The sequence below is a fragment of the Mycolicibacterium moriokaense genome (genome assembly GCF_010726085.1).
Taxonomy (GTDB): domain Bacteria; phylum Actinomycetota; class Actinomycetes; order Mycobacteriales; family Mycobacteriaceae; genus Mycobacterium; species Mycobacterium moriokaense.
The window spans coordinates 4,267,124-4,293,171 of sequence record NZ_AP022560.1 but is presented as its reverse complement, the minus strand read 5'-3'; the positions used below and the strand labels follow the sequence as shown (position 1 = coordinate 4,293,171).

The 26,048-nt window shown below is 67.0% G+C and carries 24 protein-coding genes; 18 read left to right on the top strand and 6 right to left on the bottom strand.

From position 1 onward, the window contains the following. The first annotated feature begins 6 nt into the window (after nt 1-6). Genes G6N43_RS21125 through G6N43_RS21115 form a run of 3 tightly spaced genes read left to right on the top strand, consistent with a single transcriptional unit; the run spans nt 7 to nt 4,227 of the window. Nucleotides 7-2,175: a thiamine pyrophosphate-dependent enzyme gene (locus tag G6N43_RS21125; RefSeq protein WP_083149963.1), complete on the top strand. Its 2,169-nt coding sequence runs from the start codon at nt 7-9 to the stop codon at nt 2,173-2,175. A 52-nt stretch (nt 2,176-2,227) separates the two neighbouring features. Then, a complete protein-coding gene (locus G6N43_RS21120) occupies nt 2,228-3,427 on the top strand; it encodes a CoA transferase (RefSeq protein ID WP_083149962.1) in 1,200 nt (399 codons plus the stop codon). Then, the gene (locus G6N43_RS21115; RefSeq protein WP_083149961.1) at nt 3,424-4,227 is read left to right on the top strand and encodes an acyl-CoA thioesterase; all 804 of its coding nucleotides are present in this window, start codon (nt 3,424-3,426) and stop codon (nt 4,225-4,227) included. Before G6N43_RS21120 ends, G6N43_RS21115 begins: the two co-directional genes overlap by 4 nt. Nucleotides 4,228-4,230: 3 nt before the next feature. On the opposite strand, the gene G6N43_RS21110 is transcribed toward G6N43_RS21115, so the two are convergent. The 4 genes from G6N43_RS21110 to G6N43_RS21095 are packed head-to-tail and all read right to left on the bottom strand — an operon-like array spanning nt 4,231 to nt 10,357. Continuing rightward, entirely contained in the window at nt 4,231-6,726 is a 2,496-nt protein-coding gene (locus tag G6N43_RS21110; RefSeq protein WP_083149960.1) for an AMP-binding protein, read from the bottom strand. Then, on the bottom strand, nt 6,723-7,766 hold the full coding sequence (locus G6N43_RS21105) for an ABC transporter ATP-binding protein (RefSeq protein WP_083149959.1): 1,044 nt from the start codon (nt 7,764-7,766) through the stop codon (nt 6,723-6,725). The genes G6N43_RS21110 and G6N43_RS21105 overlap by 4 nt, the downstream gene beginning before the upstream one ends. Further along, the gene (locus tag G6N43_RS21100) at nt 7,763-9,340 is read right to left on the bottom strand and encodes an ABC transporter permease (protein WP_083149958.1); all 1,578 of its coding nucleotides are present in this window, start codon (nt 9,338-9,340) and stop codon (nt 7,763-7,765) included. Before G6N43_RS21100 ends, G6N43_RS21105 begins: the two co-directional genes overlap by 4 nt. Next, the gene (locus tag G6N43_RS21095; RefSeq protein ID WP_083149957.1) at nt 9,341-10,357 is read right to left on the bottom strand and encodes an iron ABC transporter substrate-binding protein; all 1,017 of its coding nucleotides are present in this window, start codon (nt 10,355-10,357) and stop codon (nt 9,341-9,343) included. A gap of 184 nt (nt 10,358-10,541) precedes the next feature. Between G6N43_RS21095 and G6N43_RS21090 the strand changes: the two genes are divergently transcribed. Further along, nucleotides 10,542-10,931 (top strand): heme-binding protein, encoded by a 390-nt coding sequence (locus tag G6N43_RS21090; RefSeq protein WP_083149956.1) that lies wholly within the window; start codon nt 10,542-10,544, stop codon nt 10,929-10,931. A gap of 98 nt (nt 10,932-11,029) precedes the next feature. Then, the gene (locus tag G6N43_RS21085) at nt 11,030-11,725 is read left to right on the top strand and encodes a DUF899 domain-containing protein (protein ID WP_083149955.1); all 696 of its coding nucleotides are present in this window, start codon (nt 11,030-11,032) and stop codon (nt 11,723-11,725) included. 14 nt (nt 11,726-11,739) lie between these two features. On the opposite strand, the gene G6N43_RS21080 is transcribed toward G6N43_RS21085, so the two are convergent. Beyond that, complete coding sequence (locus G6N43_RS21080; protein ID WP_083149954.1) at nt 11,740-12,558, bottom strand: DUF1206 domain-containing protein; 819 nt, start codon at nt 12,556-12,558, stop codon at nt 11,740-11,742. A 120-nt stretch (nt 12,559-12,678) separates the two neighbouring features. On the opposite strand from G6N43_RS21080, the gene G6N43_RS21075 reads away from it, so the two are divergent. The 6 genes from G6N43_RS21075 (at nt 12,679) to G6N43_RS21050 (ending at nt 18,747) form a co-directional block, all read left to right on the top strand. Continuing rightward, nucleotides 12,679-13,074, top strand: a complete 396-nt coding sequence (locus G6N43_RS21075) for a YraN family protein (RefSeq protein WP_083149953.1) — start codon at nt 12,679-12,681, stop codon at nt 13,072-13,074. Continuing rightward, entirely contained in the window at nt 13,074-14,585 is a 1,512-nt protein-coding gene (locus G6N43_RS21070; RefSeq protein WP_083149952.1) for a YifB family Mg chelatase-like AAA ATPase, read from the top strand. Before G6N43_RS21075 ends, G6N43_RS21070 begins: the two co-directional genes overlap by 1 nt. Beyond that, the gene (dprA, locus tag G6N43_RS21065) at nt 14,582-15,709 is read left to right on the top strand and encodes a DNA-processing protein DprA (protein WP_083149951.1); all 1,128 of its coding nucleotides are present in this window, start codon (nt 14,582-14,584) and stop codon (nt 15,707-15,709) included. Before G6N43_RS21070 ends, dprA begins: the two co-directional genes overlap by 4 nt. 66 nt (nt 15,710-15,775) lie before the next feature. Beyond that, a complete protein-coding gene (locus G6N43_RS21060) occupies nt 15,776-16,627 on the top strand; it encodes a siderophore-interacting protein (RefSeq protein ID WP_083149950.1) in 852 nt (283 codons plus the stop codon). Nucleotides 16,628-16,650: 23 nt separating this feature from the next. Next, nucleotides 16,651-17,811 (top strand): lactate 2-monooxygenase, encoded by a 1,161-nt coding sequence (locus tag G6N43_RS21055; protein ID WP_083149949.1) that lies wholly within the window; start codon nt 16,651-16,653, stop codon nt 17,809-17,811. 33 nt (nt 17,812-17,844) lie between these two features. Continuing rightward, nucleotides 17,845-18,747, top strand: a complete 903-nt coding sequence (locus G6N43_RS21050) for a tyrosine recombinase XerC (protein WP_083149948.1) — start codon at nt 17,845-17,847, stop codon at nt 18,745-18,747. Here G6N43_RS21050 and G6N43_RS21045 read toward each other — a convergent pair. Continuing rightward, nucleotides 18,726-19,280 (bottom strand): M23 family metallopeptidase, encoded by a 555-nt coding sequence (locus tag G6N43_RS21045; RefSeq protein ID WP_083149947.1) that lies wholly within the window; start codon nt 19,278-19,280, stop codon nt 18,726-18,728. The two genes, G6N43_RS21050 and G6N43_RS21045, sit on opposite strands and share 22 nt — an antisense overlap. Before the next feature lie 284 nt (nt 19,281-19,564). Between G6N43_RS21045 and rpsB the strand changes: the two genes are divergently transcribed. The 7 genes from rpsB (at nt 19,565) to G6N43_RS21010 (ending at nt 26,044) form a co-directional block, all read left to right on the top strand. Further along, nucleotides 19,565-20,401, top strand: a complete 837-nt coding sequence (gene rpsB, locus G6N43_RS21040; RefSeq protein WP_083149946.1) for a 30S ribosomal protein S2 — start codon at nt 19,565-19,567, stop codon at nt 20,399-20,401. A 12-nt stretch (nt 20,402-20,413) separates the two neighbouring features. Then, entirely contained in the window at nt 20,414-21,229 is an 816-nt protein-coding gene (gene tsf / locus G6N43_RS21035; RefSeq protein WP_083149945.1) for a translation elongation factor Ts, read from the top strand. A gap of 93 nt (nt 21,230-21,322) precedes the next feature. Beyond that, nucleotides 21,323-22,729, top strand: coding sequence for an amidase (locus G6N43_RS21030; protein ID WP_083149944.1), 1,407 nt, complete (start codon nt 21,323-21,325; stop codon nt 22,727-22,729). Continuing rightward, nucleotides 22,726-23,496: a class I SAM-dependent methyltransferase gene (locus tag G6N43_RS21025; RefSeq protein ID WP_083149943.1), complete on the top strand. Its 771-nt coding sequence runs from the start codon at nt 22,726-22,728 to the stop codon at nt 23,494-23,496. The genes G6N43_RS21030 and G6N43_RS21025 overlap by 4 nt, the downstream gene beginning before the upstream one ends. 91 nt (nt 23,497-23,587) lie before the next feature. Then, nucleotides 23,588-24,751 carry an ABC transporter permease gene (locus tag G6N43_RS21020; RefSeq protein WP_083149942.1) on the top strand — a complete coding sequence of 388 codons (1,164 nt, stop codon included), beginning with the start codon at nt 23,588-23,590 and terminating at the stop codon, nt 24,749-24,751. Beyond that, on the top strand, nt 24,751-25,317 hold the full coding sequence (locus G6N43_RS21015; RefSeq protein WP_083149941.1) for an ABC transporter permease: 567 nt from the start codon (nt 24,751-24,753) through the stop codon (nt 25,315-25,317). Before G6N43_RS21020 ends, G6N43_RS21015 begins: the two co-directional genes overlap by 1 nt. A gap of 4 nt (nt 25,318-25,321) precedes the next feature. Beyond that, a complete protein-coding gene (locus G6N43_RS21010) occupies nt 25,322-26,044 on the top strand; it encodes an ABC transporter ATP-binding protein (RefSeq protein ID WP_083149940.1) in 723 nt (240 codons plus the stop codon). Nucleotides 26,045-26,048: the final 4 nt, after the last annotated feature.

The window sequence follows — 26,048 nt, the reverse complement described above, 5'->3', positions numbered from 1 at the left end:
AGACACGTGGCCGAACCCATCGACGAATACTTCACCGCGACGATCTCGGCGATCAGCGAGTCGGCGCGCCCTCGGCCGGGAGATGACCTTCCCGTCCGGGATGGATCGTCGCTGACGGTAGGCGGGTGCCTGACACTGTTCGACGCTGCGCTGGGCAGCCGTCATCTCGATCTGGCCGCGCGATATCTGCGCGCCCAGGGCAAGGGCTACTACACGATCGGATCCTCTGGCCACGAAGGCAATTCCGCGGTGGCGGCGGCGCTGCGCCCCACCGATCCCGCGCTCCTGCACTACCGGTCCGGAGGCTTCTATATGGCGCGTGCCGGCGTCGATGGGCTGCGGGACGTGCTGCTCGGGTTGGTCGCAGCGACCGACGAACCGATCGCGGGCGGACGGCACAAAGTGTTCGGACGCCATGACCTGCACATCATTCCGCAGACCTCGACCATCGCGTCGCATCTTCCGCGCGCGGTCGGTGTGGCGTTCTCCATCGCGCGCGCGAAGAAGCTCGGGGTCGCGTGCGCATGGCCCGAGGACGCGATCACGGTGTGTAGCTTCGGCGACGCGTCGGCGAACCATTCCACCGCGGTCGGGGCGATCAACGCCGCGCTGCACGCCGCGTATCAGGGTGTACCGATGCCGCTGCTGTTCGTCTGCGAGGACAACGGGATCGGTATCAGCGTGCCGACACCGCGCGGCTGGATCGAGCAGATGTTCAGCAGCCGTGCGGGTTTGGCGTACTTTGCGGCCGACGGATCCGACCTCGCCGATACCTTCGATGCGGCGACTGCCGCCGCCGAGTGGGTACGGACCCGTCGACGTCCGGCGTTCCTGCACGTGCGGACGGTACGGCTGATGGGCCACGCCGGTTCCGACTACGAGCCGGCGTATCGCAGCGCTGCGGAGATCGCGGCGTCCTACGACCGCGACCCGGTGTTGCGCACCGCTCGTGTGTTGATCGACAGCGGGGTGCTGACGCCCGCGGAAGTGCTGTCGCGTTACGAAGCGATGCGCGCCAAGGTCATTGGGCTGGCGGATGAAGTCAGCGAGTTGCCTCAGCTCGACAGCGCGCAGGCGGTGATGGAGCCGCTGCGCGCCGCGCACGATGAAGTGGTGGCAGCCGCTCCCGTGTCACTGGTCGCCTCCGTCAGGTCCGGCGAGGCGGACGCACCGATTACGGTGGCGGCCGCGATCAACCGTGCGCTGCACGATATTCTGGACCGGTATCCGGAGGCGATGATCTTCGGTGAGGACGTCGCCCGCAAGGGTGGCGTGTACGGCGTGACGCGCGGGCTGCAGGCGGCGACCAGTTCGGCGAGGGTGTTCGACACACTGCTCGACGAACAGTCGATCCTGGGATTGGCACTCGGGGCAGGAGTGTCGGGACTGCTGCCGATCCCCGAAATCCAGTATCTCGCTTACTTTCACAATGCGGCCGACCAGATTCGCGGCGAGGCGGCCACACTGCAGTTCTTCTCGAATCGCCAGTACCGCAATCCGATGGTCGTCCGGATGGCGGCCTACGGGTACCAGAAGGGCTTCGGTGGCCACTTTCACAACGACAATTCCATCGCGGCGATGCGCGACATCCCGGGTGTCGTCATCGCGTCGCCCGCGAGACCGGATGACGCCGCCGGCATGCTGCACACGTGCGCTGCGGCGGCCCGGGAGGCGGGTGCGGTGTACATCCTCCTCGAGCCGATCGCGCTGTATCACACGCGGGACCTGTACGACGACAACGACGGCGGTTGGCTCGCGGCGTATCCAGCATCCGGTGTCGCGGTGGGACGGGCGCGGACGTACGGTGAGGGCACCGATCTGACGATCCTGACGTTCGGCAATGGCTTACGCATGAGCCTCCGGGTGGCGCGCAGGCTCGCGTCGGTTCACATCGATGCCCGCGTCGTCGACCTGAGGTGGTTGGCGCCGTTGCCGGTCGAGGACATGCTGCGGGAGGCCGAGGTCAGCGGGCGGGTGCTGATAGTCGACGAGACGCGGGAGACGGGCGGCGTCGGAGAGGGAGTCCTGGCGACGCTGGTGAAGCACGGCTTCGCGGGTCGGCTCGATCGCGTTGCGAGCAAGGACAGCTTCATCCCGCTGGGTGACGCCGCCCTGCAAGTGCTGTTGTCGGAGGAGACGGTCGAGGCGGCGGCGATCAAACTCGTGCGGTCCTGAGGCGCCGGGACAGGGTCTCGGGGGATAGGCCGGCGCTTGATAACTTGACCGGGTGAATTCGGACCCGACGCGGCCGCTGGCCGGCGTGCGCATCGTGGAGATCTCCAGCTTCGTCGCGGTGCCGCTGGCTGGGATGACGCTGGCCCAGCTCGGCGCCGAGGTGATCCGTGTCGATCCGATCGGCGGAGCGGCCGACTACCACCGCTGGCCGCTCACCGCTGACGGCGAGAGCATCTACTGGGCGGGGCTCAACAAGGGCAAACGCTCGGTTGCCGCCGATATGCGCTCGCCCGAGGGGCAGGAGCTGGTGCAGCGATTGATCGCGGACAGCGGCGTGCTGATCACCAATGTCGCAGGGCGACAATGGCACTCCTACGAGACGCTGACCCAGCTGCGCCCGGACCTGATCCATGTCGAGGTGTCCGGCCGCGCGGACGGCGGCACGGGTGTCGACTACACGGTCAACGCCTCGATCGGCTTTCCATTGGTGACCGGCCCGCCCGAACTCGCCACCCCGGTCAACCATGTGCTGCCCGCCTGGGACGTCACCTGCGGGATCTACACCGCGCTGGCCGTCACCACCGCGCTGCGGCATCGCGATGCGACCGGACAGGGGCAGCGGGTCAGCATTCCGCTCGAGAACGTCGCGCTCGCGACGGCGGGCAACCTCAGCTTCTTCACCGAGGTGCTGATCAACGGCACCGAGCGCCAACGCATCGGCAACTCCGTGTACGGCCAGTACGGTCAGGACTTCATCAGCAGCGACGGCGCCGCCTTCATGATCGTCGCACTCACCGGCAGACATTTCCGCGATCTGACCGAGATCACCGGGACGGCCAAAGCCGTTGCCGCGCTTGCAGAGACACTCGGAGCGGACTTCACCGACGAGGGCCAGCGGTACGAACATCGCAATGCGTTGTTCGGGTTGTTCAACGAGTGGTTCTCGCAGCACACCGCGGACGAGATCACCAAAGCGCTGTCGGCGAGCTCCGTGCTGTGGGAGCGGTACCGCACGTTCGCCGAGGCGGCCCGCGGCGAGCGGGTGACGGACAACCCGTTGTTCAGCCCGCTCGACCAGCCGCGCATCGGTGAGTATCTGGCGCCCGGACTGCCCATGGCGATCGGCGGTGTTTATCCGTCGGCAGTACCCGCACCCGCATTGGGCGATGACACGGCGGCGGTACTGCAGGAGTGGCTCGGACTGAGCGCCGACGAGATCGCACGCCTGACTGACGCGGGCACCGTGGAATGAGCAAGCTGCTGGCGCTACTCGACCTGCGGCCCGGCGACGCCGAGGACACCTGGATCGGTGCGGCCAGCGGCCCGGAAGGCAAGCGGTCCTACGGCGGTCAGTTCACGGCACAGAGCCTTGCCGCGGCGTGCAGGACTGTCGACGCCGACCGCCTGCCGACCAACATGCATCTGCAGTTCCTGCGCGGCGGCCAGGCCGGCGATCCCGTCGAGTACACCGTGACAAGGGTTTTCGACGGCCGGACCGCGGCGGCACGGCGTGTCGATGCCAGGCAGGATGGTCGGCTGTTGACGACGGCGACGGTGTCGTTCGCCGCCGAGTTACCGGGTCCCGAGCACGGCTCGCGGTCGGCGATGCCGCACGACCCGGGTGATCTTGCGCTGACAGGTCCGGCGGGCCCGGCTCCGTCGATGCCGCTGGACGAACTGGACATCAGGATCGCCGACGAGGGGACGGGGCAGGAGTTCGTCCGCCGGTTCTGGTGGCGGACAACGGCTGCGCTCCCCGATGACCCGCTGGTGCACACCCTGGTCGCTACGTACGTCACCGACGTGTACATGGTCGATCCGGCGCTGCAGGTGCACGGACATTCGATGAAGGCGCGCACGCACCGCAGCGGCACCACCGACTCGTCGATCTGGTTTCACCGACCCGTGCGTGCCGATGAGTGGAACCTGCTGGAGACAACCTCACCCGCCGCCGCGCGTGGTCGTGGTGTCGTGACCGGCAGCCTGATCCGCGCCGACGGCGTCATCGCGGCGACCCTGGCGCAGGAAGGGCTTATCGCCGAAAGAGACTGAGCTTCAGGTCCGGCTGACCACAGCCCCGGGGCGAGACGCATCAGAGCTGGAGGAACTGAATCGTCCGCGAAGGCTGCGGCGCAGCACCGTCACCAGATACGTGAGCAGTACGCCCACGGTGAGGGAGGCGAGTACGCCTATCGCCGGATGGCCGTCGAACAATGCGTAGACCTGGTAGTGGACCAGATACGTGTACAGCGACGCCTCGGCCAGCACGCCCACCGCGACCGTCAACACCGATGGGAATCGAATCGTCGGCAACCAGATCAGTAGCAGCAGACCGCCCGTCACTATCACTTCGCGCAGGGTGTTGCCGAAATAGCCGTGCACGCTGACGATCAGGACGACCGATACCGCGACCCGCTGCAGTGTCGTCGTCGCCTTCGACGCTGCCCACCCGATCGCGAAGAACCAGAACGCCAGCATGGTGAACCAGGCGTCGCGACCGAAGTTCAGGCCCAGCACGTCGTAGCGCAGCGCCAGACCGATGACGAGGAACACGACAGCGACGGTGAAGGGGAGGCGACGCTCGAGCCGATCCACCAGTGGTAGCCAGAACACCAGTGCCAGCACGACCAGCGTCCACACCAGCACCTCGACGAACCACAGCCGGCCCGCGGTCATGCTGTCGTCGGGACCGAGGAACTTGTTGGCCAGCAACAGGTTTGTCCACGTGTAGTGGTCGGTCAGCAGCAACGCGATCATGACCCACAGCACCGACGGCACCGCGATCCACGCGATGGTGCTGCCCAGATGGCGGACCCGATCGTTGCGCGGAGCCGGAGTCAGGCAGAACCGGCCGAAGTTGTATCCGGCGATGCCAAGCAGCAAATGCGCGCCACCCCACAGCTCGAACAGCTCGGCATGGGTCCCGACGATGAGCACGATCGCCGCGGCGCGCAGCGCGACGCTGGTCTCCAGTGTCGCCAACCAGCTGCGGCGTGGCGGTTTGGAGATGGTTTCGAGTTCCCGGATCGGCATGCGCTGCCAATCGGAAGGCAGCTGCCCGATCGCACGCTCCAGCCGCACCGTCATCATGACGTACGACAGGGAGTTACCGCCGAGGTCGATGAAACTCGCATCGGGATCGATTGTCGCCGCATCGATCTGCAGCACGTCCGCGAACAGCCCACGAAGATCCGTTGCCTGCGTCTGCTCATTTCTCTGCGTCAGCCGCCGCACGGTCTCGTAATCCGGCTTGCCCGACGGCAGCAGTGGCAGCTCGTCGACGGCGACGGCGCGCACGGCGCCTGCAGGCACCCCCGCGGCCTCGGCCGTCACCCGTTGAATTTCGCGGTCGTCGTGCCGCCCGGCGGCGGCGACCAGGATACGGTCGTCGTCGCTGGTGCAGAAGGCATGCATGCCCTCGGTACGCAACGCGGCTTCGACCTGTCCGAGATCGATACGCAGGCCGTACATCTTGACGAACCGGCTGTTGCGGCCGACAACCTCGTACAGTCCGTCGGGGCATCGCCGTGCGATGTCGCCGGTGCGTAACGTCTCCACCGTCTTCCCGAGTTCCAGGTCATCCGGTCCGTGTGCGTAGCCCATCATCACGTTGGGCCCGCGGTAGACGAGCTCGCCGGTGTCGTCGTCGGGCCAGTCGTCGACCGGTTCGATCGTGAACGATCCGCCGGGAATCGGGCGGCCGATCGAATTCGGCCGGGACAATGCGAGTTCCGGTGGCAGATAGGACATTCGGGCGGTTGCCTCGGTGGCGCCGTACATCACGAACAACTCGAAATCCGCGTCACGGGCGAGTTCGGCGAATCTGCGCACGCGTTCCGGCGGCATCCTGCCTCCGGCCTGCGTTACGTACCGCAGGTGGGGCAGGTCGGAGGCGTGGAAGCCGATGCTTTCGAGCAATTCGAAGGTGTAGGGCACGCCCGCGAACGATGTGCCGCGGTGCCGACGGAACAGCTCCCAGAACTCGTCATCGACCACGGAGCGGTCGGTCAGGATCAGAGCGGCGCCGACGAGCAGATGGCTGTGGATCACCGAAAGGCCGTAACAGTAGGACATCGGCAGCGTGGTTGCCGCCCTGTCGGTTTCGCGGATGCCGAGGTATTCGGCAATGACGGCCGCATTCGCGAGGAGGTTCTGCTGCGACAGCCGCACCAACTTCGGTGAGCCCGTCGTGCCCGAGGTCGACATCAGCAGTGCGAGGTCGTCGTGCAGCGGTCGCCGGTCGTGGTGACGGTGGTGGATCCCCTGATCGTCGATGACGATGTCGGGGCAGTACGTCGCATCGATGGCGGCGTGATCACGACGCGCATCGACCGGAAGCACGACATGTCCGGCCGCCAGCGCACCCAGGTAGTGCACCAAAGTCGGGATTTCATTGCGGGTTTCGAGAACCACCAGGCGACGCGCACCGTGGAGCGCGGACGCAGCCGCGGCAACCCGCTCCGCAAGCTGACGGTAGGTCAGCTGGGCGGTGTCGGTGAGTACCGCGACGCGGTCGCCATGGCCGCGAAGGTGGTCGACGAGCGTGCTCATGTGAAGACGACTCCGGTCCCCACCACCTCGATGCGCACCTTCGCGTCGACACGTGGGGGATCGAGGCTGGCCTGACGCACCACGATCGGTTCGGCGTCCCTCGCGGGATCGATGGTCAACAGTACGTCGTGGCCGAGGAACTCGACCGCCATGACCTTGCCGACACCGTCCAGCTCCTCGCTGTCCGAAACGGCTTTCGCCACAAGTTGTTCGGGCCGCAACAACAAGGTGCCCGGACCGTCTTCGGCGTGCACCGCTACCCGTCCGATCGCACATTCGGCGACTCCGGACACGACGACACACGGCAGCGTGATGCTGTCGCCGAGGAACTCGGCGGTGAAGCGATCGTTGGGCTGCCGGTACACCAGCTGAGGCGAGCCGACCTGGGTGAACCGGCCCTCGCGCATCACCGCCACCTGGTCGGCGATCGACAGCGCCTCCTCCTGGTCATGGGTCACGAGCAGCGACGTGATGCCTGCTTCGGCGAGTAACCCGGCGACCACCTTTCGGGTGGACGCACGGAGCCCGGTATCCAGCGCGCTGAACGGCTCGTCGAGCAGCATCAGGACCGGCTGGCGGGCCAGCGCGCGGGCGAGTGCGACGCGCTGCTGCTGGCCGCCCGAGAGCTGATGTGGCCGACGCGCGGCGAACGACCTATCGAGAGAGACGGTTTCGAGCAGTTCGTCGACGCGGCGGCGCACCTTGTCGCGGCCTTCGCCGCGAATCCCGTAGGCGATGTTCTGCCCGACGGTCAGATGCGGGAACAACGCGCCGTCCTGCGCGACATAGCCGACGCTGCGCAGGTGCGGTGGCACCGCGCGTCCTGCACCGGCGACCTGCCTGCCGTCGATGGTGACCGTTCCATCGTCGGGAGTCTCAAAGCCTGCGATGAGCCGCAGCAGCGTCGTCTTTCCGCAGCCGGAGGCACCCACCACCGCAGTCGTGGTGCCGCGCTCCAACTGCAGGTCGATGTGGTCCAGTACGACATGGCCGTTGAAGGACTTCGCGAGTCCCCGGATGTCGACCAGTGGTTCGGTCACAGGGCGGCCACCTTCATGGACTGGCGGAAAAGCAGAACGGTCACAGGTATCGCCAGCAGAACCAGCACCATTGCGTAGGGGGCGGCCGCGGCGTAGTCGAGTTCGCTGCTGAACGACCAGAACAGCATGGCCAATGTTCGCGTTCCGGTCGGTGCGAGCAGCAATGTTGCGGTCAATTCCGTTGCCACCGCAACGAATACCAAGGATGCGCCGGCAGCGGCGGCGGGTGCGGTGAGGCGCAGCGTCACGCGCAGGAACGTCGCCGTCGGCGATACGCCCAACGACCGGGAGGCTTCCTCCAGGCTGGGCGGCACCTGGGCCAGCCCGGCCCGCACATTGACCAGCGCTCGCGGCATGAACAGCAGGACGTAGGCGAACACGATCAGCGGCACACTCTGATAGAGCGGTCGCACGTAGTGGATGGCGACGGTCACCAGGGCGAGGGCGGTGACGATGCCCGGCAGTGAGCTGGTGATGTAGTTGGCGCCCTCGACGGCGCGGGCCAGCACGCCGCTGGATCTCACCGCGACCCACGCGACGGGGAAGGCCAGCACCGTCGTGATGACTGCGGCTGTGCCCGCCAAACCGATGGTCTGAGCCAGCGAATTGCCGAGTTCGGACAGATCCCATACCTCGGCGCCACCGATCCACAGCCAGCGCAGCAGTGTCCACACCGGAACGCCAAGCGACAGCACCGCAAGGACGGTGAGCGCGGCCAGCGCGGGGATTGTGCTGCGGCCCAGGTGGTTCGGGGTTGCTGTACGTGGCGCTCCGGAGCCGATCCTGGCGAATCGGATCTTGCCGCGTGCGGCCGCCTCGGCGGTGAGCAGCGCCAGACAGAGCAACACCAGCACACCGGCGAGCATGCTGCCCGCCGCGCCGTCGAAGGTGACCTGGAACTGCTGGAAAATCGCGACGGTGAAGGTGTCGAAGCGGATCATCGCGAACGCGCCGAACTCGGCGAGTAGATGCACGCCGACGAGCAACCCGCCGCCGAGGATCGCGAGCCGCAGCTGTGGCAACACGACTCGGAAGAACACCGCCACCGAATCCGAACCGAGCGCACGGGCCGACTCCTCGACGGCGGGATCGAGCCGACGCAGGGTGGCCGCCACGGGCAGATACATGAACGGGAAATACGACAGTGTGGTGATCAGCACTCCCGCCCACAGCCCGTGGATCGACGGGATCACACCGACCCAGGCGTAGCTGTTCACGAACGCCGGAACAGCCAGCGGCGCAACGAACAACGGACGCCAGAAGCCTCGGCCCGGAAGGTCGGTTCGTTCGGTCAGCCAGGCCACGCCGACCCCGATCAGTGCGCACAGCGGCACCGTGATGAAAACCAGTGCGACGGTGTTGATCAGCAGTTCGCCGACTCGTGGCCGGACAACCAATTCGTAGGCGCGCGTCCACCCGACCGACACCGTGCCCCACACCACGTAACCGAGTGGAATGCAGGTGGCGGCAACCAGAATCGCGACCGTCGCCGAGACCAGCGGACCCGGCCTCGCGGTCGCTTCCGACCACGAGGTTTCAATCGCGGGTGCCGGGACGGGTGGAGCAGCAGTCACCTACAGCAAGCCCGCCTTCGTCATCAGCTCCGTCACCAGCTGGGAGTTCAGCGTCGACGGGTCCACCTTGGGCGCCTGCAGCGTATCCAACGGCGGCAGTGCGGGATTGGCGGGCACCCCACTGGCGACGGGGTATTCGAACGACGTGCCCTTCTCCAGCACCTCCTGCCCCTTCTCGCCGGTGATGAACTTGATGAACTGCTGGGCCTGGTCCTTCTTCTTGCTGGATGCGAGGACGCCGCCGCCGGACAGGCTGACGAAGGCGCCCGGATCTTCGTGCTTGAAGTAGTGCAGCGCCGTATTCGCGCTCATCTCTTTGGTTTTCGACTGATCGCGGAACCAGTAGTAGTGATAGATCACACCGCCGTCGACCTCGCCGGCGTTGACCGCCTTCAGCGTGGCGATGTTATCGCTGTAGAGCGTCGCACCGGACTTCATCGCCGCGAGCCACTTCGAAGTCTCGGCCTCACCCGTCAGCTGCAACAGCGCCGCGACGATGGCCTGGAAGTCCGCTTTCGTCGGCGGGGCGCCCCAGCGGCCCTTCCATTCCGGCAGCTGCAGGTCCAGCAGTGACTTCGGGAGCTGGTCAGGCTGCAGCTTGGAGGTGTTGTAGACGAAGACGGTGCTGCGCGCCGCGACGCCGGTCCACTTGCCGGTTTCCGGGCGGTACTGCGCAGGAACCTGCTCGAGGGTGGCGGGATCGAGATCGGCGAATAGTCCCGCCTTCTCGACTGCGGCCATGGCCGGTGAGTTCTCCGTCAAGAAGACGTCGGCGGGGGACTCGGCACCCTCGGCGACCAGCTGGTTTCCGAGTTCGGTGTCACCACCTTGGCGGTACGTGACCTTGATGCCGGTCTCTTTGGTGAATGCGTCGATCCATTCCTTGGTCAGCGACTCGTGCTGGGCGTTGTAGATCAGCAGTTCGTCGCTCTCGTCGGAGCTCGAGCAGGAGGTCGCGGCGAACACCACGGCAACAGCTGACAAGAGCGCGGCGATCCGGCTCCAACGAGGGCGCATCCAGGTGGTCCTTCCCGCGCCGACCCGGCGCTTAGCTGAGGTTTACCTAATGAACATACCCTGCGACCACATCGTTTCGGCGGGGTCCCGCACGGTTGCTGTGCTGAATCGCTGCGGTGTGTCCGGCGGCCACGGGGCGGGTACGTTAGCCCTCATCCGTCGGCACCGAACCTGAGGACACCGAATGAAGAAGTCAGCCCAACCCAGACGTCCGCGAGTCAGCTCAGCGATCGCCGCATGTGCCCTCGGGGCGTCCGCTGCGCTCATCGCGGCGCCCACGGCCGGCGCGGCCGACTGCACCGCCAGCGGGCTCGCCAGCGTCGCCGGCGGCGTGCTCGCCGAGGCCGGCGGCTACCTCAGCGCGCATCCCGGCGCTAACGACGTGTTGACTGCGGCTGCCACGCAGCCGCCGGACGTGGCTCGCAACAACGTGCGGGGGTACTTCACGGCCAACCCCGGCGAGTTCCTGGACCTGCGGAGGATCGCGGGTCCGCTGCAGGACCTGCGCAACCAGTGCGGCATAGCCATCACCCCGGGGCAGTTCGCGACGCTTTTCGAGGCGATGCAGGTCTGACCGCCCGCCGTCCTTCGGTGGCCGATGAGTTTCGGTGGCGGCGCGAGTCGATCCATTGAGTACATCCGGCACATCGAAGGGACAGGCAGGGACAGCAGATGACTACTCAGGCGACGACGACAGCGGGCAAGCCGCCGGTGGTCGATATCCACACGTGGCGTGCTGAACTGGCCGAGCTGAGGAAGCGGGAGAAAGCGGCGACGCGGGAGCTCGACGCGATCGCGGCGGCGCGCAGGCGGCTGCCGATGGTGAAGTTGGACGACTACACGCTGGCCGGGGCGGATGGTCCGATCCGGCTCGTCGACATCTTCGACGGTCGATCGCAGCTCATCGTCTACCACCACATGTGGGAGAACGGCGCCGAATGGCAGTGCGGTGGCTGCACCGGCTTCACGTCGCAATTCACCCGGCTCGAATTCCTCGACAACTACGACGCCCGGTTCGTGATCGTGACGAACGGGCCCATCGATGAGGCGCTGGCTTATCGCGCGAAGGTGGGCAACAAGATGGAGTGGTATTCGTCGGCGGACAGCTCCTTCGGCGTCGACGTCGACGCGGGGCCCAACGACGGTTTCGGGATCAATGTCTTTCTGCGGGACGGGGACACGGTCTACCGGACCTGGCATACAAACGGCCGGGGCAGCGAACAGCTCGGCTACACATTCGGGTTGATCGACATCCTGCCCTGGGGGCGGCAGGAGGAATGGCAGGACTCACCCGAGGGCTGGCCGTCGCGGCCGACATACTCGGGTTGGCTCGACAGCCCCGACATCGCGCGAGCCTATGGAAGCTGACGTCTACGCGCGGCTCACATGCGTCCGTAGCGGGCGCGGACGAAGCTGTACCCGCCGAATGCGGCGATGCCGAGTCCCGCGAGGATCAGCAGGAACTTGCCGAATGGGGCCTGACCGAGCGTCTTGACCGCGGCGTCGAGGCCGGCCGCCTTGGACGGATCGGCCTGCAGGGTCGCGACGATCACCAGGAGGCCCGCGCCGGTCAGCGCCAACCCCTTGGCCGCGTAGCCGCTGACGCCGACGGCGGTGATCCCGGTGCCGCCCGAGACACGCAGATCCTTGAAGAACTTCTTGGACACGCCCTTGTAGACGTGATAGCCGCCCACCCCGATGAGGCCCAGACCCACCGCGATGAGGAGGAACTTTCCCCAACCGGATTGCATCAATTGCCCGCTCATGCCGGCGTTCTGCTGGCTGCTCTGCTGACCGCTTCCGATGGCGAAGCGAGCCGCCGACAAGGCGATCGCGAAGTTCACGATCGCCAACCCGAGCGACTTCGCACGTTTCCACGTGGGCGTGTCGTCCCGGTGGGCTCCCGAGCCTTCGCCGGGTTTGGAGCCGACGATCGCCTCGGCCACACGCCAGAAACCAAGCGCCACAAGGCCGATCGCCGCAACCCACAGGAGCACCGCACCACCGGTCTGACCGGCCAACGTCGCCAGGGCGCCCGACTGGTCGGCGTTACCGCCGGAGCCGAAGGCGATGCGCATGACGATGTATCCGACCAGCAGGTGCAGCACGCCGCTGACGGCAAAGCCCGCACGCGCGGTGTATTCAAACGCATCGCTGTCGGTGGCACGGTCCGCTACGCCGTGCAGAGTCTTGTCGGTCATGCCGACGTGTACCCGGTGGTTGACGGTGGCGAAACTTTGCGGCGGTGGATGAGTTGGCGGTTGGGGATAAGCCCGCGGTGACGGCCGTCGTATGTCGGGGTCGTCCCGCACGGTGTGCTCATGACATCTGGAAGGACATCCGGGACTCGCGCGTCGTGGACCCGTGCTGAAATCGGCGCACTCGGGGAACGGTTGGCGGTCGAACATCTGCAGTCGTTGGGGCTCCGAGTGCTCATGCGCAACTGGCGCTGCCGCTACGGCGAACTCGACATCATCGCGGCCGACGACGCCGCCCGGATCGCAGTGTTCGTCGAGGTGAAGACTCGCACGAGCGATCGGTTCGGGGGTGTCGATGAGGCCGTCACGCCTGAGAAGCTGCGGCGGTTGCGGCGCCTGGCCGGGTTGTGGTTGGCCGGGCAGGACGTCAAGTGGTCTGAGGTGCGCATCGACGTCGTCGGCGTGCGGATCGGACGGCGGCCCATCCCCGAGGTCACCCATCTGCAAGGTGTTGGCTGATGGCGCTCGGGCGAGCGTTCTCGGTGGCCGTTCACGGACTCGACGGGCACATCGTCGAGATCGAGGCCGACATCAGTTCCGGGTTGCCCGGTGTGTACCTGGTCGGGTTGCCCGACACCGCGTTGCAGGAATCGCGGAACCGGGTGCGCGCGGCGATCACCAACTGTTGCGACGACTGGCCTCAGTCGCGGCTGACGCTGGCCCTCTCTCCGGCCACCTTGCCGAAGATGGGCTCCGTATTCGACATTGCCCTGGCTCTCGCCGTGATGGCCGCGCAAAGTAAGGGGCAGTGGCCGCGGCTGGAGAAGACGGTTCTTCTGGGTGAATTGGCTCTCGACGGCCGGGTGCGGCCGGTGAAAGGGGTGCTGCCGGCCGTACTCGCGGCCAAGCGCGCGGGATGGCCGACCGTCGTGGTTCCCGTGGCCAATCTTGCCGAGGCTTCCCTTGTGGACGGCGTCGACGTGAGAGGGGTGCGGACACTGCGTCAGCTTCGGGCGTGGGTCGCGGGTAACGAACAACTCGAGGAGTCCGTCGCCGCGCCGCCTCGGGCGCCTTCGCCTTCGGCGGACCTCGCCGATGTGGTGGGTCAGACGCAGGCCCGATACGCGGTCGAGGTCGCCGCCGCCGGTGCGCACCACCTGATGCTGACGGGTCCGCCGGGCGTCGGGAAAACGATGCTGGCGCAGCGGCTTCCAGGGCTGTTGCCTTCGCTCAGCGAGAGCGAGGCGCTCGAGGTCACGGCCATTCATTCGGTCGCCGGCCTACTGTCGAGCAATACGCCGTTGATCACACGGCCGCCGTTCGTAGCGCCGCACCACACCTCCAGCGTCGCGGCGATCGTGGGCGGCGGCAGCGGAATGGCCCGGCCGGGAGCCGTCAGCCGTGCCCACCGCGGGGTGCTGTTCCTTGACGAATGCGCGGAGATCGGTGTCAGCGTCTTGGAGGCGTTGCGAACCCCGTTGGAAGACGGGGAGATTCGACTGGCGCGCCGCGACGGCGTCGCGCGTTACCCGGCACGGTTCCAGTTGGTGCTGGCCGCGAATCCTTGTCCGTGCGCACCCGCCGACCCGCGAGACTGCATCTGCCCGGGTCACGTCAAGCGGCGGTATCTGGGCAAGTTGTCGGGTCCGTTGCTGGATCGGGTGGACCTCGTCGTCGAGATGCATGCGGAGCGTGCCGGTGCGTTCGCTCAGCAGGAGGGTGAATCGACCGCGGTGGTGTGTGCGCGAGTCGCCGCGGCTCGTGCGGCTGCGGCGGAGCGGTGGCGTCCGTACGGAATCCGCACGAATGCCGAAGTGCGTGCCCCGTTGCTACGCAAGGAGTTCCGGCTTCCCGCAAAGGTGATGCAACCGCTCAGCAGTGCGTTGGACCGGCGGCAGATCAGCATGCGCGGCGCGGACCGTTGTCTGCGGGTCGCCTGGACGTTGAGCGACTTGGCGGGCCGAACATCGCCGGGGCTCGGGGACGTCACCACCGCACTGAGCTTCCGACAGAACGGAGGTGCGCGATGACCGATGAGGTCTCGCGGGCGTGGGCCTACCTGTCGCGGGTTGCGGAGCCGCCCTGCCCGGAGTTGCTGACGCTGGTGCGGCGGGTTGGCCCGGTGGAGGCGGCGGATCGCGTCCGTACGGGCAACACCGACGACGACACTCTTGCTAGACGGGTCGAGGCGAGGCGTCAGATCGACTGTGCTGCAGAAGATCTGGAAGTGCTGAACCGAATGGATGGGCGGCTGGTCACCGCAGATGATGCCGAATGGCCACTATTGGCGTTCAACGCGTTCCGCGGGGTGGGGGATCGGCCGCGAGTGCACGAACCGATGGTGCTGTGGGCTGTCGGCCCCGCACATCTCGACGAGGTTTCGTACCGCGCCGCTGCGATCGTCGGCACTCGCGCCGCGACCGCCTACGGCGACTACGTCGCGGCCGACTTCGCCGCGGGTCTGGTCGCTCGGGATGCGGCGGTGGTGTCGGGAGGAGCCTTCGGGATCGACGGTGCCGCACACCGTGCCGCACTGGCGGGCGAGGGCGTGACCGTCGCGGTACTCGCGGGCGGTATCGACGTGCCGTATCCATCCGGGCATGCCGCGATGTTGCGACGGATCCGTGAGCAGGGTCTGGTTGTCAGCGAGTATCCACCCGGCGAGCGTCCCGCACGGCACCGCTTTCTGACCCGCAACAGGCTGGTCGCCGGTCTTGCGGGCGCCACCGTCGTCGTCGAGGCGGGAGCACGCAGCGGTGCGGCCAACACCGCGGCCTGGGCCCGCGCCCTCGGCCGTCCGGTGTGTGCGGTCCCCGGCCCGGTGACGTCGTCGGTGTCGGTGGGATGCCACGCCCTGGTGCGGGCAGGCCGCGCTCACCTGGTCACCCGCGCCGAGCACGTCGTCGAACTGATCGGCCGCATCGGCGAGCTCGCCCCCGATGAGCAACGCCCGACATCCGCGCTGGACGGACTCGACGATACGGAGAAGCGCGTCTATGACGCGTTCCCGTCCCGCGCCGCGCGCACGATCGAACAGCTCGCGGTGGCCGCCGGTGTGCCGCCGACGCAGGTGTTGGGTCCGCTGGCAGTTCTCGAGCTCGGCGGTTTGGTGGTCCGCCGCGACGGGAAATGGAGACTGGCTCGTCCGACATGAGGTACCGGACCCCGGCTGCGGGGGCGCTCGTATCCTCGACGAGGGCGAATGACACCAGGAGGAACTGTGGCAGGACGGCCGGTGCACACGTTTGAAGTGGTGCGAACCGAGCAGCTGACCCCGCATCTCACGCGGGTCGTGCTCGGCGGCGACGGCTTTGACACATTCGCGCCCAACGATTTCACCGACGCGTACGTCAAGATCGTGTTCGTCCCCGACGGCGTCGATGTCGCCGCGCTGCCACAACCGCTGACATTGGACAGCTTCAAGACTCTGCCGGAAGAACAACAACCGCCGGTCCGCACCTACACGGTTCGGCGGGTCGACCCCGAGCGCCGCGAGATCGCCATCGATTTCGTCGTACATGGCGAGCACGGCGTCGCGGGCCCCTGGGCCACCTCCGCTGTTCCCGGCCAACCGGCGTACCTGATGGGGCCGAGCGGCGCCTATGCACCCGACCCCGCGGCCGATTGGCATCTGCTGGCAGGGGACGAGGCGGCGATTCCGGCGATCAGTGCAGCGTTGGAAGCATTGCCGGACAACGCGGTCGGCCAGGTGTTCATCGAGGTGGCCGACCCGGAGGACGAGCTCGAACTGACCGCGCCGCCGGGCGTCGACATCAAGTGGATCTACCGTGGCGGCCGCGCCGACCTGGTGCCCGAGGACCAAGCCGGTGATCACGCGCCGCTGATCGAGGCGGTCAAGGGCGCGCCGTGGCTGCCCGGCCAAGTGCAGGTGTTCATCCACGGCGAGGCGCAGACCGTGATGCACAATCTGCGGCCCTACATCCGCAGGGAGCGGGGCGTGGACGCCAAGTGGGCGTCGTCGATCTCCGGGTATTGGCGGCGCGGACGCACCGAGGAGACCTTCCGGCAGTGGAAGGCGGAACTCGCAAAGGCAGAACAGGCCACCGCATAACCCCGGACTGGCACGCTAGCCGCATGGCGTACAGCGATTACGAGTTCGAGATCTACCTCCAGGGTCTGTCCGGCGTATTGCCGACGCTCCCGATGTCGTTCGCGGAGCTGGAGGCCAAGGCGCAGGCCGCGATGTCGCCTGGGATGTGGTCCTATGTCGCGGGCGGTGCGGGCGACGAGCGGACTCAGCGCGTGAACGTCACCGCCTTCGAGAACTGGGGTCTGATGCCCCGGATGTTCGTCGGCGCCGCCGAACGCGATCTGTCGGTCGAGTTTCTCGGGCTCAGCCTTGCGTCGCCCACGATGTTGGCGCCCGTCGGCGTCATCGCCCTCTGTGCGCAGGACGGACACGGCGACCTCGCCACGGCACGTGCCGCCGCCAGAACCGGCGTCCCGATGATCGCGTCGACGATGTCCGCCGATCCGATGGAGGACGTCGCCGCCGCACTCGGCGACACTCCGGGGTTCTTCCAGCTGTACACGCCGAAGGACCGCGACGTCGCCGCCAGCTTCGTGCACCGCGCCGAGGCCGCCGGGTTCAAGGGCATCGTCGTGACACTGGACACCTGGATCCCCGGCTGGCGGCCACGCGACCTGTCGACGTCGAACTTTCCCTTCCTGCGTGGCCACTGCCTGGCGAACTACACCACCGACCCGGTGTTCCGCGACAGCCTCGACCAACCGCCCGAAGAGAACCTGCAAGCGGCCATCATGAAGTGGATATCGATCTTCGGAAATCCGCTGACATGGGACGACCTGCCGTGGCTGCGCTCCCTGACCTCCTTGCCGATTCTCCTCAAAGGCATCTGCCATCCCGATGACGTGCTGCGCGCGAAAGACGAAGGCGCCGATGCCATCTACTGCTCCAACCACGGCGGGCGGCAGGCCAACGGAGGGATACCGGCGATCGACTGCCTACCCGATGTAGTGGAAGCCGCCGATGGGATGCCGGTCCTGTTCGATTCGGGCATCCGCAGCGGGGTCGACGTCGTCAAGGCGATCGCGTTGGGTGCCTCGGCGGTGGCGATCGGCAGGCCCTACGCCTACGGCCTGGCGCTCGGCGGGGAGGACGGCATCGTCCACGTACTGCGGTCGCTGCTCGCCGAGGCCGACCTGACCATGGCCGTCGACGGATACCGGTCACTGAAGGAACTCACTCCGGACACGTTGCGGCGCGTCACCTGAATCGTGGCCCCGACGTCTGCCACGGTTGTCGTCGTGGACGCGATCCTCGAGGAGTTCGACGAGTACCTCGCGCTGGAGCGCGGTCGCTCTGACCACACTCGACGCGCGTATCTCGGCGACCTGCGGTCGCTCTTCGACTTCGTCGCCGAGCGCTCACCCGGCGCAGGCATCGGCGCGTTGACCCTGCCGGTGCTGCGCTCCTGGTTGGCGGCGCTGGCCGCGACGGGGGCCGCGAGGACGACGCTCGCCCGACGTACCTCCGCGGTCAAGACGTTCACCGCATGGGCGACGCGGCGGGGACTGATCGCCTCCGACCCGGCCGCCCGCCTGCAGGTGCCCAAGTCGCGCCGAACTCTGCCAGCCGTATTGCGTCAGGATCAGGCGCTCGACGCCATGGCGGCAGCGAAATCCGGTGCACAGCAAGGAGATCCGCTCGCCCTGCGGGATCAGCTGATCGTCGAATTGTTGTACGCCAGCGGAATCCGGGTCAGCGAACTATGCGGCCTGGACATCGACGACGTCGACACATCTCGACGGCTGTTGCGGGTCCTGGGCAAGGGCAACAAACAACGCACGGTGCCGTTCGGGGCGCCGGCGGCCGCAGCTCTCGACGCGTGGCTGTCCGACGGTCGTCCGGCGTTGGCCACCGCGGACTCCGGCCCGGCGCTGCTGTTGGGTGCGCGGGGGAGACGGCTCGACCCGCGGCAGGCCCGCACCGTCGTGCACCAGACGATGGCGGCGGTCGACGGGGCACCCGATATCGGCCCGCACGGCCTGCGGCACAGCGCCGCCACCCACCTGCTCGAAGGCGGCGCCGACCTGCGGGTCGTTCAGGAACTGCTCGGGCATTCCAGCCTGGCCACGACACAGCTCTACACGCACGTGACCGTCGCACGCCTGCGCGCGGTGCACGATCAGGCCCACCCCCGCGCCTGATTTCCGGCGATTTGTGTGCATCGAGGAGCGGTGAGCGCTCCTAAACGCACACAAATCGGCTTCAGGCGGATCGGGGTGGTCGCGACGAGACCCAGCGGATCGACGTAGTCGGCCCGCGAGGCCGGACCCCACATCGCGCCCCAGTGCAGACAGGCCGCTACCCCGCAGCCGGCGTGGCCGGGTTCCAATTCGCCCACGGCCGTCCCCGCGTCGACCTGCTGGCCCACCCGCACCGACGCCCGGACGGGCTCATAGCTGGTCCGCAATCCGCCGGGATGGGCGATCGACACCACCGGCCGTCCTGCCAGCTCGCCGGCGAACACCACCGTCCCGCCAGCCGCGGCGAATACCGGCTGACCTGGCACTCCGGCGAGATCGACACCGCGGTGGCCGGGCTTCCAGTCCGGTGACGGCGCGTCGAACTCCCGCATCACAGCAGGTCGAGGCCGCAACGGCCAATCCAGCCGCTCACCGTCGGCCTCGGCGGGCGCCGCGAGGGCAATTGCAGCCACCAACACCACGATCCATCGCATAAGTCCAGCTCAGCGCGACGACCGCCGGTTGCGCCAGCCGTCGGCTGTAATCTGTGGACCGTCGGGGCGCTGTGGAAAAAGCACCCCCGAGCAGCGTGTAAACTCCTATCCGCAGCTCGCTCACGCGGGCTGACTTCGCGTGTCTCACCATGACCCGGTTCCACAAGGTCATATCCGGATGCCAGCGGTCCCGTCTCGCGACGGGTTGGCATTCCCAGCAGGCACCAGGGTTCGGCATCAACCGACGCCGGACGACAACCGACACAAAGGAAAATGGCCCCATCATGGCTGTTGTAACCATGAAGCAGCTGCTCGACAGCGGCACCCACTTCGGGCACCAGACCCGTCGCTGGAACCCCAAGATGAAGCGGTTCATCTTCACCGACCGCAATGGCATCTACATCATCGATCTGCAGCAGACGCTGACGTACATCGATAAGGCCTACGAATTCGTGAAAGAGACTGTCGCCCATGGCGGCAGCATCATGTTCGTCGGCACCAAGAAGCAGGCCCAGGAGTCGATCGCCGCAGAGGCGACCCGCGTCGGGATGCCCTACGTGAACCAGCGTTGGCTCGGCGGCATGCTCACCAACTTCTCCACCGTGCACAAGCGCCTGCAGCGCCTGAAGGAACTCGAGGCGATGGAGCAGACCGGTGGCTTCGAGGGTCGCACCAAGAAGGAAATCCTGATGCTGACCCGCGAGAAGAACAAGCTCGAGCGATCGCTCGGCGGTATCCGCGATATGCAGAAGGTGCCCTCGGCGATCTGGGTCGTCGACACCAACAAGGAGCACCTCGCGGTCGCGGAGGCTCGCAAGCTGAACATCCCGATCATCGCGATCCTCGACACCAACTGCGATCCCGACCTCGTCGACTACCCGATTCCGGGCAACGATGACGCGATCCGCTCGGCCGCGCTGCTGACCAAGGTGGTGGCCTCCGCGGTCGCCGAGGGTCTGCAGGCCCGTGCCGGCGCCGGCCGTGACGGCGACAAGCCCGAGGTCGAGGCCGCCGAGCCGCTCGCCGAGTGGGAGCAGGAGCTGCTCGCAGGCGCGACCGCATCGACGGATGCCGGCGTCGCCGAGGCGGCCCCCACCACCGACACCCCGCAAGACTCGTAGGGAAAGGCTGAAATGGCGAACTACACCGCTGCCGATGTGAAGCGACTTCGGGAGCTCACCGGTGCCGGCATGCTCGACTCCAAGAACGCACTGGTCGAGGCCGACGGCGATTTCGACAAGGCCGTCGAACTGCTTCGCATCAAGGGCGCCAAGGACGTCGGCAAGCGTGCCGAGCGTGCGACCGCAGAAGGTCTGGTCGCCGCGAAGGACGGCGCGCTGATCGAGCTCAACTCGGAGACCGACTTCGTCGCGAAGAACGCCGAGTTCCAGGCCGTTGCCGATCAGATCGTCGCCGCTGCCGCGGCGGCGAAGGCAACCGACGTCGACGCGCTCAAGGCCGCCAAGCTCGGCGACACCACCGTCGAGCAGGCCATCGCCGACCTGTCGGCGAAGATCGGCGAGAAGCTCGAACTGCGCCGCGTCGCCTACTTCGACGGCAACGTCGAGACGTACCTGCACAAGCGCGCCGCCGACCTGCCGCCCGCCGTTGGCGTGCTGGTCGAGTACACCGGCTCCAACCAGGAGGCTGCGCACGCCGTGGCCCTGCAGATCGCGGCGCTGAAGGCCAAGTACCTCACGCGTGAGGACGTGCCCGAGGACATCGTCGCCAACGAGCGCCGTATCGCCGAGGAGACCGCGCGCAACGAGGGCAAGCCCGAGCAGGCCCTGCCCAAGATCGTCGAGGGCCGCGTCACCGGTTTCTACAAGGACGTCGTGCTGCTGGATCAGCCGTCGGTGTCCGACAACAAGAAGACGGTGAAGGCGCTGCTCGATGAGGCGGGTGTGACCGTCACGCGGTTCGTCCGCTTCGAGGTCGGCCAGGCGTAACAACGCACGTGCGGAAAGGCCCCCAGGTTCCTGGGGGCCTTTTCATTTTCACGGCTCGCCCACCGATCTGGTACGACTTGGTACCGTCGGGACATGGAACGAATTCACGCCTTCGGCGACGATGCCCTCGGCGACCTGGACGCCGTCGGCCTCGTCGAAGCCCTGCGGGCGGGCAGGGTGTCGCCAACTGAACTCGTCGAAGCGGCGATCGCCCGCACCGAAGCCGTCAACCCGGCGCTGAACGGCCTGGCACACGAGGCCTACGACCGGGCGCGCGCCCGCGCGGGAGCGACCCGTGGGTTCGGCGGCTACTTCGACGGCGTGCCGACCTTCATCAAGGACAACGTTGCCGTCCGGGGATGGCCGACGATGCAGGGCACCGACGCCTGGGATCCACGCCCCATGCCCACCGACGGAGCATTCGCGCGGGTGTTTCTCGGCACGGGTCTGGTGCCGCTGGGTAAGACACAGATGTCGGAGTTCGGCTTCAGCGGTTCGGCCGAGCACCCGCGGATCGGCCCGGTGCGCAATCCGTGGAACACAGACTTCACCGCGGGTGCATCGTCGTCGGGGTCGGCCGCGTTCGTCGCCGCCGGGGTCGTACCGATGGCGCATGTCAACGACGGCGGCGGATCGATTCGAATCCCGGCCTCCTGCAACGGATTAGTCGGTTTGAAGCCGACCCGCGGGCGGCTGCCGCTGGATAGGGAGACGGCTCAGATGCCGCTTCACCTCGTCGCCAACGGTGTGGTGTCACGATCGGTACGCGATACGGCCGCATTCCTGCGTGAAGCCGAGCGTGTGTATCGCAATCCGAAGCTGGCGCCCATCGGCGACGTGGCGCAACCGAGCAAGCAACGACTGCGCATAGGGGTCTGCACGCACTCCATCTCCCGCGACGCCAGCCCGGAGATCCGGGAGTTGACGCTGAAGACGGCCGCGCTTCTCGAGGAACTGGGCCACCGCGTCACCGAGATCGACAATCCGGTGCCGGCCCGCTTCACGGATGACTTCCTGATCTACTGGTCGTTCCTCGCGTTCGCCGTGGTTCGTGGCGGACGGCGCATGTTCGGACCCAGCTTCGACCGCACGCGTCTGGACAACATCACACTCGGACTCGAACGCAAGGCCGCTCGTAACCTCCACAAGCTGCCGCTGGCCATCCGCAGGCTGTCCGCGTCACACCGCATCACTGCACGCCAGGGTGCCGAATTCGACGCCCTGCTGATGCCCACGCTTGCCGAGGTCACCCCGCCGATCGGCCACCTCGACCCGACGCAGGACTTCGACACCGTGATGGAACGGCTCGTCGACTGGGTGGCGTTCACCCCGCTGCAGAATGCGACCGGCGATCCCGCGATCTCGCTGCCACTCGCGGAATCGGCCAACGGCCTTCCGGTTGGCATGATGTTGTCGAGCACGCGCGGACGCGAAGCTCGACTGCTGGAATTGGCCTACGAACTGGAGGAGGCGCGCCCCTGGGCGCGAATACAGGGATGACTCGTGACTACGTCTTCGATCAGGGTTTCGCGCAGGAGCGCGAGAGGTTGTCGGGTATGGAGGCGCTGTGGGATCCGGGCAGTCGAGTGCTGCTCGACGATCTCGGCGTCGGCCCCGGCTGGAAGTGCCTCGAGGTGGGCGCAGGCGGTGGAGCGCTCGTCGAGTGGATGGCGGGCCGCGGTGCTCACGTCACTGCCGTCGACATCGACACCCGGTTCGTTGAACACCTGGCCAGCGAGTCGATTGCCGTGCGCCGCATGGATATTCGCGATGCTGAGCTGCCGCAGGCCGAATTCGATCTGGTCCATTCGCGTCTTGTCCTCGAACACCTCGCCGAGCGGCGACAGATCCTCGACCGGTTGGCGAGTGCCCTGCGGCCGGGCGGCTGGATCGTCATCGAGGACTACGACTGGAGCGCCTTCCGGTTCGGCGACGACGACGAGCAGCTCGGAAAGGTCACCGACTCGATCCTGGACTTCATGGCCCGGGCCGGGTTCGAGCGGAACTACGGCGGACGCGTGATCAACGACCTCGTCGACGCGGGCTTCACGGAGGTCCGCGGCGAGGGCAGGGTGCGCATCATCGACTCCGACTCACCGGGTTTCGACTTCTTCCGGTTGACCTTCGAGAGCATTCGCGGTGACCTCGTGAACGCCGGACTGGTCACACCCGAGGACGCCGAGGCGGTGTCTGCCCGGTTCAAGCAAGACCTTCGGTTGGGCACGCCGATGATGATGGCCGGGATCGGCCGCCGCGCATCCTCGTGACACGTCGCCGTAACCCGAACCCCTCCTAGTTAACGACGGAGACACTCCGCGCTGCGGTGGGTGAAACTTTCCGGGCCGACCATCTCTACTTGTGGAGACGATTGCGTCCGCATCTTCTCGATCACCGGCGATCGCCACCTCAAAAGGAAACACCTTCGGGTGTCTGGTCCGGTTCGCGTTGGCCAACATCCGGCGACGTCCCGAACGGTTTGTGCTGTCCGTACTCGGGATTGCGCTGGCCATCGCATGTGTCACCGTCGTGCGCACCGTTTCGGCCAGCTTCGCGATCACCGGGGCGGATTCGGTAGACGACGTGCTCGGTGGCGCGCAGCTGTGGGTGGTGCCTGCGGCCGGGGTGCACTACGACAGTGATGCGCAGGCGTTGGTCGCCGACGGTCCCGCGCCGGAGCTCACCGTCCCGCCGGGCTGGACGGCGACCCGAGTGCTTTCCGGGCTGACGCAGATCGACGGGCAGTCGGTGTCGCTGCGTGGCAATGACGAAGTACCCAGCGGGACAGCTGTTTTGGGGTCTGCATTAGCAGAGCGATTGGGTGTGCAGCCGGGCGACAGGATGGAGCTCGGCGGGCAGAGCCTGATCGTGCGTGTCGAAGGGACGGGCCAATCGGTCAGGGTCGCGACACCACTTGCCCACTCGATTGTCGGTGACAACGGCTGGTGGACCGTCTTCGCCCCGCCAGGCGACGAGAAGCGCCGCGACCTGGCACAGATATTCGGCGCCGCAGTCGATCTCGACACGACTGCGGATCCCTCCGTCATGCCCGATCCGAACGGCCACGGCCTGATCTATGACACCGTCGGCGGCACCGGTCCGCTTGACTTCGAACAGAAATTCTCGGCACTGTTCTCCGGCCAGGTCACCAGTTCCACGCTGGGCCTCATCTCGACGATCGGCCTCGGCCTCGGGTTCGTGATCGCAGTGTCGTCCTTCCTCGCCGCCGTGCAGGAGCGACGGCGTGAGTTCGGCATCATGTCCAGCATCGGCCTCGCCGACGAGGTGCTGTACTTCTTCCTCGTCGAGTCGATGGTGGTGTTCATCGTCGCCTACCTGGTCGGTGTGCTCGCTGCGGGAGCGGCTGTCGCCCTGGTGATTCCCTCCATCGCGACGCCGACGGCGTGGCTGCAGGCGGCGGGGATGGTGGCCGCCTTCCTGCCCGCGATGGCGATCGTCTGCGCCCTGATCCCGGTGCACCGCCTACTGCAGCAACGGCCGGTCGCACTGTTGGGGGACCGCTGATGCTGCGCATGGGGGTGGCCTACGGATGGTTGGCGACACGCCGCCGCATCCGAGAGATGTGGCTGCCGGCTATTACAACGGCGACCGGCGCCTTCCTGGTGGTGATCGTGTTCGGGATGTCCGAGGGGATCCGCGCGCAGTCCGCATCGCTCGGCCACGCCGACGAGATCGGCCGGGCGGTGGTACTCATCGCGATCACCGTGCTGTTGGTCGGCGTCGTCGAGGTGGCCGTTGCCACCACGCGCACGGTCGGCCACCGAACCAGGGAACTGGGAGTGCTCAGCGCCACCGGCGTCCCGCGCCAACCCGTGGTGGCGGCGTTGTTGGTGGAGCCGGTCATCGCCGCCTTGGCGGGTGCGCTCCTCGGCGTGGTGTTGGCCGTTGCGACCGGAATCGTCTGCGGTGCCGTCGGCTTGTTCGAAACCGGGGTCTCGGGGACGGGCCTGGCCGTGGGCGCGGCGCTCGCGGTGGGCGTCAGCGTGGTCGCCGCGCTTGTCACGAGCATCGTCCCGACGTGGAATGCGGCGTCGCGGCCACCCATCCGATCACTGACGTCAGGAGGTTGACCGAATGACCGCGACGGAAGACAGGGCGGACGTTCTCAGCGGGGTGGCGGAGCCGCCGCTGGTCATCGAGGTCAGCGATGTGTGGAAGCTGCACAAGTTCGGCGACGAGATCGTCAAGGCGCTGGTCGCGGCCGAACTACAGGTGACGCTCGGCGAGTTCGTAAGTCTGATGGGCCCCAGTGGCAGCGGAAAGTCGACGCTGCTGAACATCATCGGCGGCCTGGACCGGCCGACCAAGGGCACCGTGAAGGTCGCCGGACGCGATACGGCGACGCTGACCGAAAGCCAGTTCGCGGCACTGCGCCACGACACGATCGGCTACATCTTCCAGAGCTACAACCTGATCCCGTTCCTGTCGGCGGTGGAAAACGTCGAGTTACCCCTGATGTTCGAACCGTACGATCGAAAATCATTGCGTGCCAGGGCGTTGGAGCTACTCGACCTAGTGGGGCTCAGCCACCGTGTGCACCATCAGCCCACGAAGATGTCCGGGGGTGAGCAACAGCGCACCGCCATCGCGCGCGCACTGATCAGCAGCCCGACGCTCGTACTCGCCGACGAACCGACGGCCAACCTCGACCATCGCACCGGCGAGACGGTCGTGCGGATGCTGCGCGATCTGTGTTCCACCCTCGGCGTCACCGTCGTCGCCAGCACTCACGATCCCACGGTGGCCGACGAAGCGAGCCGTGTTGTCCGCATGAAAGACGGACAAATCATCAACTGATCCA